This window comes from Streptomyces melanogenes, from assembly GCF_014649795.1.
GTDB classification, from domain to species: Bacteria; Actinomycetota; Actinomycetes; order Streptomycetales; family Streptomycetaceae; genus Streptomyces; species Streptomyces noboritoensis.
This window is the reverse complement of record NZ_BMTS01000012.1, coordinates 261,243-273,525: the sequence shown is the minus strand read 5'-3', so window position 1 is coordinate 273,525 and position 12,283 is coordinate 261,243. Positions and strand designations below refer to the sequence as shown.

At 71.7% G+C, this 12,283-nt stretch carries 8 protein-coding genes; 3 read left to right on the top strand and 5 right to left on the bottom strand.

Annotation, left to right across the window (positions count from 1 at the left end; all coding sequences use genetic code 11):
* The first annotated feature begins 170 nt into the window (after nucleotides 1-170).
* The 3 genes from IE252_RS25930 to IE252_RS25920 all read left to right on the top strand — a co-directional run bounded on the left by IE252_RS25930 (nucleotide 171) and on the right by IE252_RS25920 (nucleotide 3,569).
* Nucleotides 171-1,403 (top strand): glycosyltransferase 87 family protein, encoded by a 1,233-nt coding sequence (locus IE252_RS25930; RefSeq protein WP_229848790.1) that lies wholly within the window; start codon nucleotides 171-173, stop codon nucleotides 1,401-1,403.
* 188 nt (nucleotides 1,404-1,591) lie between these two features.
* Entirely contained in the window at nucleotides 1,592-3,160 is a 1,569-nt protein-coding gene (locus tag IE252_RS25925) for a bifunctional glycosyltransferase/class I SAM-dependent methyltransferase (protein ID WP_229848789.1), read from the top strand.
* Nucleotides 3,161-3,194: 34 nt separating this feature from the next.
* The gene (locus IE252_RS25920; RefSeq protein WP_229848788.1) at nucleotides 3,195-3,569 is read left to right on the top strand and encodes a DMT family transporter; all 375 of its coding nucleotides are present in this window, start codon (nucleotides 3,195-3,197) and stop codon (nucleotides 3,567-3,569) included.
* Here the strand turns inward: IE252_RS25920 and IE252_RS25915 are convergent.
* The 5 genes from IE252_RS25915 to IE252_RS25895 all read right to left on the bottom strand — a co-directional run bounded on the left by IE252_RS25915 (nucleotide 3,541) and on the right by IE252_RS25895 (nucleotide 11,933).
* Nucleotides 3,541-5,754 (bottom strand): bifunctional glycosyltransferase/CDP-glycerol:glycerophosphate glycerophosphotransferase, encoded by a 2,214-nt coding sequence (locus IE252_RS25915; RefSeq protein WP_190091870.1) that lies wholly within the window; start codon nucleotides 5,752-5,754, stop codon nucleotides 3,541-3,543. The two genes, IE252_RS25920 and IE252_RS25915, sit on opposite strands and share 29 nt — an antisense overlap.
* 250 nt (nucleotides 5,755-6,004) lie before the next feature.
* Nucleotides 6,005-8,245, bottom strand: coding sequence for a bifunctional glycosyltransferase/CDP-glycerol:glycerophosphate glycerophosphotransferase (locus IE252_RS25910; RefSeq protein WP_190091869.1), 2,241 nt, complete (start codon nucleotides 8,243-8,245; stop codon nucleotides 6,005-6,007).
* Nucleotides 8,246-8,350: 105 nt separating this feature from the next.
* On the bottom strand, nucleotides 8,351-9,229 hold the full coding sequence (locus IE252_RS25905; RefSeq protein ID WP_190091868.1) for a carbohydrate ABC transporter permease: 879 nt from the start codon (nucleotides 9,227-9,229) through the stop codon (nucleotides 8,351-8,353).
* Nucleotides 9,226-10,569, bottom strand: a complete 1,344-nt coding sequence (locus tag IE252_RS25900) for a carbohydrate ABC transporter permease (RefSeq protein ID WP_229848798.1) — start codon at nucleotides 10,567-10,569, stop codon at nucleotides 9,226-9,228. Before IE252_RS25900 ends, IE252_RS25905 begins: the two co-directional genes overlap by 4 nt.
* Nucleotides 10,566-11,933, bottom strand: a complete 1,368-nt coding sequence (locus IE252_RS25895; RefSeq protein ID WP_190091866.1) for an ABC transporter substrate-binding protein — start codon at nucleotides 11,931-11,933, stop codon at nucleotides 10,566-10,568. The genes IE252_RS25900 and IE252_RS25895 overlap by 4 nt, the downstream gene beginning before the upstream one ends.
* Nucleotides 11,934-12,283: the final 350 nt, after the last annotated feature.

Here is a 12,283-nt window from a genome sequence, read left to right as displayed (position 1 = left end):
AGGTAGTGAACGAGAGCTGAAGCCGGGGATTACGGCTGGTGGTGAACCATACGGGTGATTTCCGGGCGGGTGCTTTTGGCCAAGATCCGCAGGCGGAACAACGGCCCCGGCGGGAAAGTGCGTTGATCGCTCCGGTGGATTCGGGCCGGTGGTTGGTACGTTCGACCGCCATGAGCGAGCAGACATTCCGGATGAACCGGTACGTACGGCATGGCAGGCTCCTCGTCGGGTCCGTCGCCGCCGTCGGATTCGTCGCGAAGATGGTGCTCGCGGCCCGCACCCGGGGCCCCGCCGACGTCTACTTCTTCTGGGCCTTCGCCCAGCACATCGAGAAGGTCGGGCCGGTACGGATCTACGCGCATCCGATGCCGAGGCTGCCGGTCTACAACCATCCGCCGCTGGCGGGCTGGATGCTGCTCGGACTCGACCGCCTCTCCCGCCTCGGCGTCGAGTTCGGCACGCTGATCCGCACCCCCGCCTGCCTCGCGGACTTCGCGGCGGCGCTCCTGGTGTTCGAGATCGTACGGCGGCGCCGCTCGGTGCGGACGGCCGTCGCCTGCGGGATCGGGGTGACGCTCTCGCCCGTCCTGATCCCTGCCTCCGGCTACCACGGCAACACCGACTCGGTCGCCGTGACGCTGGCGCTCGCCGCCGCCTGGCTGCTCGCGGACCGGCGGAAGCCGGTGGCCGCCGGAGTGGTGGCGGCGCTGTCGGTCAGCGTCAAGTTCGTGCCGGTGGTGGCACTGCCCGTCCTCGTGGTGGCTGCCTGGCGGGGCGGGCGGCGGGAGTTCACGCGCTTCTCGGCGGCGCTCGGCGCGGTGCTGCTCGTGGTGTGGGGGCCGGTGCTCGCGACCGTGCCGGGTGCGCTGCGGGCCAACGTCCTCGAGTACCAGGGCGGCAACTTCCGACTGTGGGGCATCGTCAAGTTCGCCGAGTGGCTGGGCTTCTCCAACGAGTCGATCGCGGTGCTGCGCGGGCCCGGCCACTTCGTGGTGGTCCTGGTCTGCGTGGCGGCGGGCGTCTGGCCCGCCTGGCGCCGCCCGGACCGCGCGCCGCTGGCCGTCGCGATCACGCTGGGCGTGCTGCTGCTGCTCAGCACCGCGTCCGGCGTCCAGTACCTGGCCTGGCCGGTCGCGGCGCTCTTCGCGATCGGCTTCTGGGAGGGCGTCGCGTACAGCGTCCTCGCCGGAGTCCTCGCCTCCTGGGTCTACACGATCCAGAAGCCGACCCGTTGGACGTACGAGCAGCAGGTGCTGGGTGCTTGGGCCTGGGCGGCGCTGCTGGTGGGGGTGGCGTCGGGGTACGCGGCGGTGTTCCGGTCGCGCGAGCGCGGCCCGGATGCCCCCGCTCCGATCCCCGCCGCCACGGTTCCGGCTCCGAGTGCACCGCTGGAGGTGCGGTGATTCGTCTGCGGGTTGTGGCCGGTTGCTCGCGCCCACGCGGCGGAGCCGCACATGTCACAGCCCCGCGCCCCTGAAGGTGCCGCTCCGCGGCAATCCCGCTTTTAGGGGCGCGGGGAACTGCGCGACCAGCCCCCCACCGGCCCGCAGACAAACACGTCCCCCAACCCACGTCACCCCTGGAGACGCCCGTGCAGCCGACCCCGGCCCGTACCCCCGAAGCCGTCGACCGCTCAGGTCAAAACCCCCGCATCGGCATCCTCGTCGTCGCCTACAACGCCGAGACCACGCTGGAGAAGACCCTCGACCGGATCCCGGCCGACTTCCGCTCCCGTATCGACGAGATCCTCATCCTCGACGACGCCAGCCACGACGGCACCTTCACCGCCGGCTGCCGCTGGTCGCAGGCCGAGGGCATGCCCCGTACCGTCGTCATGCGGCACACCAAGAACCTCGGATACGGCGGGAACCAGAAGGCCGGGTACGCGCTCGCCGCTGAGCGCGGGCTCGACATCGTCGTGCTGCTGCACGGCGACGGGCAGTACGCCCCCGAACTCCTCCCCGAGATGGTCGCGCCCATCGTCGAGGGCGAGGCCGACGCCGTGTTCGGCTCGCGCATGATGGCCCGGGGCGGCGCCCTGCGCGGCGGAATGCCGCTCTACAAATGGCTGGGGAACCGTATCCTCACCCGGCTGGAGAACTCCCTGCTCGGCTCCCGGCTCACCGAGTTCCACTCGGGCTACCGCGCCTACAGCGTCGCCGCCCTGCGCCGCCTCCCCATCGAGCGCAACACCGACGCCTTCGACTTCGACACCCAGATCATCGTCCAGCTCATCGACGCGGGAATGCGCATCCGGGAAATCCCCATCCCCACCTACTACGGCGACGAGATCTGTTACGTCAACGGGCTCAGATACGCCAAGGACGTGGTGAAGGACGTCCTCGAATACCGGCTCGCGGCCAAGGGGTTCGGCACCTGCCCATGGATCCCCAAGCCCGACGGCTACGCCTTCAAGGAGGGCGACGGCTCCTCCCACTCCGTCATCCTGGACCGCATGCGCGCCCTCCCGCCCGGGCGCGTCCTGGACCTCGGCTGCTCCGGCGGACTCTTCGCCGAACGCCTGGAGGCGCTGGGCCACGAGGTGACCGGCGTCGACCGCGTCGAGGTGCCGGGCGTGCGCGAGCGCTGCACCCGCTTCTTCCTGGCGGACCTGGAGGAGGGCCTGCCCGAGGAGATCGGACGAGGGTACGACTACGTGGTCGCCGGGGACGTCATCGAGCACCTCTCCCGGCCCGAGCGCGTCCTCGCCGAGATCGCCCGCGTGCTGCGCCCGGGCGGACATGTGCTGCTCTCCGTACCGAACTTCAGCCACTGGTACGCCCGGCTGCGCGTCGTCCTCGGGTTGTTCGGGTACGACCGGCGCGGCATCCTCGACGAGACGCACCTGCGCTTCTTCACCCGCGCCAGCCTGCGCCGCACGGTCCAGGGCGCGGGCTACGACATCCTCGCCACGACCTCGACCGGGGCGCCCTTCTGGGCGCTGCTCGGCGGGACGGGCCTGGTGGGGCGCGCGGTGGCGGGGGCGCTCGGCGGTCTGTCCCGGCTGCTCGTGCGGCTGCGGCCGACCCTCTTCGGCTATCAGCACATCGCCCTGCTCACGCCGCACGCGGCGGAGACGATCATCGCTGGGGAGCACGTCGATGTACAGGACATCCTCAACCGTCAGTACACCCCCGCCGCCGACCGCGTCGGTGTCTGAAGACCGCTCCGAAGTCCCGGTCAGGAGTAGGACGTTGAACCTGTCCAGCCTCGCCCTGCTGCTCTTCGCGGTGTTCTCCTCGGCGGGCGGTCAGATCATGCTCAAGCACGGCATGCGCAGCGCCGCTGCCGCCGTGGAGCGGGGCGGCGGCTCGATCGCGCTGCGGGCCGCCACCAGTCCGTGGATCGTGGTCGGGCTGGTCGTCTTCGCCGTCTCGGCCGTCGCCTGGATGTCGACGCTGGCCCGCGTGCCGCTGTCCGTCGCGTACCCCTTCAACGCCCTGGGGTACCTGCTGATCGTGCTGGCGAGCTCGACCGTGCTGCACGAGCGGACGTCGGTGTGGACGTGGGCGGGCTCGCTGCTCGTGGTCGTCGGGCTGGTCACGGTGATGGCCGGCCAGCAGGGCTGACCCGGCGGGCGTCCGGCTGCGGCGGGACCGTGCGCCGGGCGGGCTCCACCGGCGGCAGCGCGTCGGCCGGCTCGCCCAGGAACACCGTGCGCACCACGCGCTCGGCGGCGCGCCCGTCGTCGTACGGGCAGAACCGCTCCCGGAAGGCGGCCCGCAGCCCGGCGTTGGCCCGGCTGTCCCAACCGCCGTCCCGGAAGCAGGAGATCAGCTCGTCCGTGCTGGTGGTGACCGCGCCCGGGGTGTCTCCCGAGCGCCCCGACAGGAGGTCGAAGGTGACGCCCCGGACCGTGCGGTACACCTCCCAGTCGGGGGCGTGGACGACGATCGGGCGGTCCAGGTTGGCGTAGTCGAACATCACTGACGAGTAGTCCGTGACCAGCGCGTCCGCCGCCAGGCACAGCTCCTCGACCCGGGGGTGCGCCGAGACGTCGAGCAGCCCGGGGTGCTCGGGCAGCCCGGCCGACGCGTGGAAGTAGTGGGCGCGCACCAGCAGCAGGGTGTCGGGGCCCAGCGCGTCGGCGACGCGGACCAGGTCCAGGGCGCCGGTGAAGCCGCGCTCGTACTCGCGGTGGGTCGGCGCGTACAGGATCGCGCGGCGGCCCGGCGCGATGCCGAGCGCGTCGCGGGCGGCGGCGACGGACTCGGCGGTCGCCGTCGCGTACACGTCGTTGCGCGGATAGCCGGACTCCAGGTGCCGCACCGCGCTCGGGTAGACACGCGACCAGGTCTCGGTGGAGTGCGGGTTGGCGGACAGCGACCAGTCCCAGCGGTCGACGCGGCCCAGGAACCGGAGGAAGCTGAAGCCCTTGGCGGCGGCCGGGTGCGCGAGCTGGTCCAGGCCCATGCGCTTGAGCGGGGTGCCGTGGTGGGTCTGGAGGTGCCGCTGGCCCGGGCGCTTGACCAGGTGGTCGGGGAAGTTGACGTTGTTGACGAAGTACGTGGCACGGGCCATCAGCCGCCAGTACGCCAGGGTGTCCGGCAGCACGAAGGCGTGCCCGTCCGCCGCCTCCGCCTTGCCGACCACCCACACGCCCCTGATGTGCGGGGCGAGTTCGGCGGCCTTGCGGTGGACGGCCGCCGGGTTGCAGCTCACGCCCCGGTTCCAGTACGAGGCGTACACCGCGAGCCCCGGGTCGAGCGGGAGCAGCCGCTGGAGGTGGTAGTAGTGCCGGAACGCCGTGCGGAGTGCGGACTTGCGCAGGGCGCGGACGCGGCAGCGCAGCTTGCGGCGGGCGGCGAGGGCGTGGTCGAGCGCGGCCAGCGTGCGGGCCCGGCCGTCGGTGAGCAGCCGCGCGCGCAGGCCGGACCGGCCGCCGCCCGCCCGGTGCCCGGCGGGCCGGTGGGTCCGGCTGAAGGCGGCGACGGCCCGGACGTACGCCCGTCTTTGCTTGCGCACGCCCGCGTAGGTCTTCAGCAACTCCCGTACGGCCAGGGCGTACAGCGGTCCGCGCAGGGGCTCGGTGGCGGGGCGGGCGGTGACGTCCGCGAGCACGGTGTCGTACGCGGTGACGACCTCGCGGGGGTCCCGGTGCGGCCCCGGGAGCGGGCGCTGCTGGCGGTGGTCGACGCACGGGGTGGCCAGGGCGGCCACGGATCCGGCCGCGACGAGTGAGCCGAGGGCCCACATCGCCTCGGCCCGCTCGCCCGAACCGAACCGCAGACCTCCGTCGCGCCAGAACTCGCGCCGGACCGCCCGGTTCCAGCTCACCGGGGCCACGGTGAGCAGGTCCGGGCGGGCGGACGCCGTGGTGACCGCGTCCCCGGCGGCCCGTAGGACGTCGAGGGAGCGGGTGGGTTCGGGGGTGCCGAGGAAGGGGGTGCGCAGGTGGCCGAAGAGCAGGACGTCCGGGTCCTCGGCGGCCTTCAGACGTGCGTCGATCGCGTCGAGCGCGCCGGGGAGCTGGACGAGGCCCGGCTCCAGGAAGAGCAGGTACTCCCCGCGGGCCTGGCCCGCTCCGGCGTCTCGGCGCTCGCCCGCGCTGACGGGGGCGGCCAGGTGGATCGCCCGGACGCGAGGGTCGGCGGCGGCCAGCTCGTCGAGCAGCCGCCCCGAGCCGTCCGTCGAGCCGTCGTCGACGCCGATGACCTCGATGTCGGCGGGTCGCTGCCGCAGCACGGACTCCATGCACTCGCGGAGCAGCCCGCGGGCGTCGTGGACGGGGACGACGACGGTGAAACGGGGCAACGGGACCTCTTTTCGGGGGGCCGAAGGCCCTATAAGGGGCGCGGGGAACTGCGCGACCAGCCACGACGCTCCCGCAGACGAATCACTGCACGTACAGGCGGGGAGCGGAGGGGCCCGGGACGGGGTGCCGCTGTGCCCACCCGTGCCGCCCTAAGCGGCACGAATGCCCACAGCGGAGGCAGCGGGGGTTTAGGGGCGCGGGGAACTGCGCGACCAGCCCGCGACGGCCCGCAGTCGAATCACCGGGGTCCTAGACCAAGCCCGCCAGTTCTCGTTGGACCGCGGTCGTGGGCAGGGCCGCCGAGGGGGCCGGGCGGCGGTCCTCCGGAGGGGTTACCGGGGGCAGCCCGTCGGGCTGGTCCAGGAACACCCGTCGTACCACCCGCTCCGCCGCGTGCCCGTCGTCGTACGGGCAGAAGCGGGACCGGAACGCCGCCCGGAGCTGGGCCGAGCGGGAGCCGCGCCAGTGGCCCGTGGTGAAGATGTCGATCAGCTCGTCCTCGGTGCGGGCGACCGCGCCCGGCGGGAACGCCCGCAGGTCGAAGTAGGTGCCGCGAGCCGCCTCGTACGCCTCCCAGTCGTCGGCGTGGATGACGATCGGGCGGTCCAGGTTGGCGTAGTCGAACATCAGCGACGAGTAGTCGGTGATCAGCGCGTCCGCGGCCAGGCACAGCTGCTCGACCGACGGGTGCCCGCTGACGTCGATGATCCGGGGGTGCACGCCCTCGTCCGCCAGCGGCGCCCCGTACGCGAAGTGCGCGCGGGTCAGCAGGACGACCTCCGGGCCGAGCGTGCGGGCCACGCGCTCCAGGTCGAGCGGGCGGTGCTGGCCGCGCCGGTAGTCGCGGTGGGTCGGCGCGTACAGGACGGCGGTGGCGTCGGCGGGGATGCCCAGGGAGTCGCGGAACCGGGCCACGTCGGCCGCGCTCGCCTCGTGGAAGACGTCGTTGCGGGGGTAGCCGTATTCGAGCGTGGTGTAGCCCGAGGGGTAGGTGCGCTCCCAGGTGAGCGTGGAGTGGAGGTTGGCGGAGAGACTGAAGTCCCACTTGTCGCTGCGGGCCACCAGATGCGCGAAGTCGGTGTCGCGGGCGGCGGCCGGGCGGTCCATCAGGTCCAGGCCCATGGTCTTGAGCGGGGTGCCGTGGTGGGTCTGGAGCAGCACCTGGCCGTCCCGCTTGACCAGCCGGCCGTCGAACTCCACATTGCTGACCAGGTACTTGGCCCGGGCGAGCGCCGTCCAGTACGCGAAGGTGTCCGGCGCCACCTTGCGGGTGGCGGGCGGCACCGTGTGCAGGTGCGCGGGCGCGGCCACCCACGCGGTGCGCACCCGGGGCACCAGCTCGCGCACCTTCGCCTCGATCGCGGCCGGGTTGCAGGCGTAGCCCCTGTTCCCGTACGCGCTGAAGACCGCCTCCTCCCGCACCGGCAGCCGCCGCTGGACCCGGTAGTGCAACTGGAGCACTCCGGAGCGCAGAGCGCGGTCGAGCGCGCGCAGCGGGCGGCCCGCGCGGGCGCGCAGCGCGTTGAGCGCCCCCAGGCCCAGATAGGTGCGGTGGGCGCCGAGCCGGACCAGACCGTGCCGCACTCGGACGCGGAGGGTGCGCGGGCCGCCGCCGGGGGAGTGGTGGCGGCGGTACTGGGCGCGGGCGCGGCGGAAGAACTCGGCGCGGCTGCCGCGCGGCAGCCGCACCCGGGTGGTGAACACGGTCAGGAAGTGGTCGGCCATCTTCCGGAAGATCAGCGGCCGCAGCGGGGCCAGTTCGGGCCGGGCGTCGATGAACGCGAACACCCGGTCGTACTGGTCGAAGAGGTCGAAGTGGCTGCGGCTGGTGGTGGACAGGATGCTGCCCTGGCGGCGCTGGCGGTAGTGGACGCAGACCCGGTCGAGCGTGGTGAGCGAGTCGGCGGCCATCAGCGCGGGGTACGTCCAGGGCGCGTCCTCGTAGAAGCCGGGCGTGAAGCTGAAGCCCTGCTCCTCGATGAACTCGCGGCGGTACGCCTTGTTCCACACCACGCTGAGCAGCTTGAGCAGCCCCGGCCGGTCCGCGAGGCGGAACGTGGCGGGCCCGGCCTCGGCGAGCTGGGCGGCCGACTTGTTGCGGACCCGCTCGCCCGACCAGAACGTGCGCGCGTAGTCGTAGAGCAGCACGTCCGGGTCGCCGGTCTCCTTGAGCCGGTCCGCGACGGCCTGGAGGGCGCCCGGGGTGAGCGTGTCGTCGCCGTCGAGGAAGACGACGTAGTCGCCGGTGGCGTGGGCGAGTCCGGCGTTGCGGGCGGGGCCGAGGCCGGTGTTGGCGTCCAGGTGCACGGCGGTGACGCGGCGGTCGCGGGCGGCGTGTTCGTCGATGATCGCGCCGCACGCGTCGGGTGAGCAGTCGTCCACCGCGATCAGTTCCAGATCGTCGTACGACTGGCTGAGCACCGAGCCCAGGCAGTCGTGGAGATAGGCCTGGACCTTGTACACGGGAACGATCACGCTGAACCGGGGCATGGCCCGTAGAACGGCGGATGGCGCGACCGGGTTACGCCGGTGGCGGCAGACGGGGTAAAGCCGCGGCGCCCGTTTGACGTGGGGTGCTTGCCCGTTTGACGCCGGTCACTTGACGGCGCCCGCCATCACCCCCGACACGAACTGGCGCTGGAAGGCGAAGAAGACGGCCAGCGGGATGACCATGGACACGAAGGCGCCGGGCGCCAGGACGTCGATGTTGTTGCCGAACTGCCGTACCTGCTGCTGGAGGGCGACCGTGATCGGCGGGTGCTTGGAGTCCGCGAAGATCAGCGCGACCAGCATGTCGTTCCAGACCCAGAGGAACTGGAAGATGCCGAGCGAGGCGATCGCCGGGCCGCCCAGCGGCAGCACGACCCGGGTGAACAGGCGGATCTCGCCCGCCCCGTCGAGCCGTGCGGCTTCAAGCAGCTCCCGGGGGATCTCCGCGAAGAAGTTCCGCAGCAGGAAGATCGCGAAGGGCAGGCCGAAGGCGACGTGGAAGGTGATGACACCGACCGTCGTCTCGAAGATCCCGATCTCGCCGAAGAGCTTGGCGACCGGTACGAGGGCGACCTGGACCGGGACGACGAGCAGGCTCACCACGACCATGAACCACCAGTCGCGGCCGGGGAAGTCCATCCAGGCGAAGGCGTATCCGGCGAACGAGCCGATGACGACGACCAGGACGGTCGCGGGCACGGTGATCACGACGGTGGACAGCAGCGAGTCGGTGATCGTGCTGTTGTCCAGCAGGTTCGAGTAGTTGTGGAAGGTGAGCTGGGACGGCTCGCTGAAGATCTTCCACCAGCCGGTGGAGGCGATGTCGGAAGGGCTGCGCAGCGAGGAGAGCAGCAGCCCGACGGTCGGCATCAGCCAGAAGAGCCCGACGAGGATGAGAAAGACGCGCAACGCGCCGCCGCCGGCCCGGGCGGCGATCCGGGCGGGCAGCGACTGCTTGGCCTTGACGACTCCCACGACTGTCATCGCCGGGCCTCCCGCCGCATCCTGCGGATGTTGAAGAGCATCACCGGTACGACCAGGACCAGCAGCAGGACCGCGATCGCGCTGCCGACGCCGAGGTCCGCGTCCGTGCCGAACGACGAGCGGTAGAGCTGGAGCGCCAGCACATTGGCGTCGTCCTGGCTGGAGCCGGGCGCGATGATGAAGATCAGGTCGAAGATCTTCAGCACGTTGATCATCAGCGTGACGAGGACGACGGCGAGGACGGGCGCGAGCAGCGGCACGGTCACCCGCCGGAAGACCTGCCACTCGTTGGCGCCGTCCACCCGCGCCGCTTCCAGCAGTTCGCGCGGCAGCCCGGCGAGCCCGGCCGCGATGAGCACCATCGCGAACCCGGCCCACATCCAGATGTACGAGCCGATGATGGCGGGGGTGACGAGGGTCGGGCCGAGCCAGTTCACCCCGTTGTAGGGCTCGCGGAAGTTGCTGCGGGGCAGCCGCAGTTGGGCCCCGTCGGCCTTGGCGGGCAGGGTGAACGTACCGTCGGCGCGCGCGGTGGCGGTGGCGACGACCTGACCGTCCCGTACCGCTTCGATCTTGAGGCCCTTGAGGCCGAGCTCCTTGGAGTCGATGGTGTTGGGGGTGCTGCCGCCCCCTTTGGTGAAGTCGAGCCAGGCGGTGCCGGTGATCTCGCCGGGTTCGGCGGCCGCGGCCTTCGCCGCCTTCGCGGACGAGGGCATCTTGTCGGCGGCGACCCCGACGAGCGGGAGCAGCGCGGGCTGCCCGGCGCGGACCGCGTCCTTGGTCACGAAGGAACCGCCGCCGCCCGGCTTGAGCGGGGCGGCGGGCAGCGGATGGGCCCGCGGGAACCCGGCCGACTCGGCGAACGTGTCGTGCACCCCCACCCAGACGGCGTTGGCGACGCCCCGGTCCGGGTCCTGCTCGTACACCAGCCGGAAGATGATCCCCGCGGCCAGCATCGAGATCACCATCGGCATGAAGACGATCAGCTTGAACGCCGTTCCCCAGCGCACCCGTTCGGTCAGTACGGCGAAGATCAGCCCGAGTACGGTCGCGATCGTCGGGGCGCAGACCACCCAGATCGCGTTGTTCTCGACGGCGGTCAGGATGGTGTCGTCGGTGAAGAGCGTCTTGTAGTTGTCGACCCCGGCGAAGCCGTCGCCCGACTGGTCGAAGAACGAGCGGTAGACGGAGTACCCGATCGGATAGACCACGAGCGCGCCGAGCAGGATGAGCGCGGGCAGCAGGAACCCGGCGGCGAGGTAGGTACGTGTCCCGGTCACGCTCTTGCGGGCGCGGGGGGCCGGCGCGGGGGCGGCGGTCACGGCGGGCGGCCCGCTCAGCTCTTGTACGCCGCGGCCGCGTCGGCCTCCAGCCTGGCCTGCGCGCCGGCGACGTCCTTCGGGTTCTTCAGGAAGTCCTGGAGGTCCTTCCACTCGCCCTTCCCGGGCGTCCCGCCGAAGGACTGCGGCGCCTGGTCGGACATGTCGAACCGCACGTCGTCCCCGGCCGCGATCAGCGCCTTGGCGATGTCACGCTGTACGTCATTGGGGTACGCGGCGAGGTCGGCGGCCTTGTTGGGCGAGATGTAACCGCCCGCGGCGGCCCACACCTTGGCGGCGTCCGGGGAGGCGAGCCAGGTCAGCAGGGCCTGGGCGCCCTTGGTGTCCTTGAGGGCGACAGCGGCATCCCCGCCGGTGACGACGGGCGCGGTGGCGCCGACGGCGGGGAAGGGGAAGACCTTGGCGTCCGTCCCGACCTTCGCGCCGGCCTGCGCGATGTTGACGCTGACGAAGTCCCCCTCGAAGACCATCGCGGCCTTGGGCTGGTCGCCGCCGGTGAAGGTCTGGGTGACGGAGGCGGGGAACTCGGTCTGGAGGGCGCCGGTCGCGCCGCCCGCGATGAGGTCGGGCTTGCCGAAGAGCTGGCCGAGGGTGGTCAGGGCGTCCTTGACGGACGGGTCGGTCCACTTGATCTGGTGCTTGGCCAGCTGGTCGTACTTCTCGGGCCCCGCCTGGGAGAGGTAGACGTTCTCGAACCAGTCGGTGAGGGTCCAGCCGTCGGCGCCGCCGACGGAGACGGGGGTGACGCCGGAGGCGGAGACGGTGTCGGCGGTGGCGAGGAAGTCCTTCCAGGTCTTCGGCACCTGCGCCCCAGCGGCCTCGAAAACCTTACTGTTGTACCAAACCAGGGACTTGTTGGCGGCTTTGAAATACACGGCGTACTGGGTGCCGTCGACCGCGCCGAGGTCCTGCCAGACCTTGGCGTAGTTCTTGGCGAGCTGCGCCTTGGCCTCCGGGCCGACCGGCTTGACCCACTTCTTCTGCACGGCCTGCTGGATGGCCCCGACCTGCGGCAGCATCGCCACGTCGGGGGGACTCCCACCGGCGATCTTCGTGCCGAGGAAGTTGACGATGGGGTCCTGGGCGGGGACGAAGGTGACGGTGGCGCCGGTCCGGCTCTCGAACTCCTTCAGCACCTTGACGAAGTTGGCCTGCTCGGGCCCGGTCCAGACGGCGGCGACCTCGATCTTCTGCCCGTCGAGCCGGGGCAGGGCGACGGCTCCGGCGGGGCTGCCGGACTTGCTCTTCTCCGCCTTCGCGCCGTCGTCCTTCTTGTCGTCCCCGCAGGCGGTGGCGGTGAGCGCGAGCGCCCCGACGATGGCAATCCCGGCCAACTTCCGACCTGTCCGCGTGCCTGTACGCATGCCTGTACGCATGGTGCCGCCTCCCGCCGCCGAGGTCGTCCCGTCCGGACAGTCCTACGCCGGGTGCGGGTGCCCCGCAATAGCTCGATCGATCCCAACTGGCCGATCGTGATGGGCTTGTGACGTCCCGTCAGGGGGATTGTTGTTTGTCTGCGGGTGGGTGGTGGGCTGGTCGCGCAGTTCCCCGCGCCCCTAAAAGCGTCGGTCGTCTGCGGGCTGTGGTGGGTTGCTCGCGCAGTTCCCCGCGCCCCTACAGGAGCGCCCCGCAGGGGCGCATTTAAGGGGCGCGGGGAACTGCGCGACCAGTTGGGGACGGTCCGCAGACGAACGCGGACCCCGGGGTCCGGGGC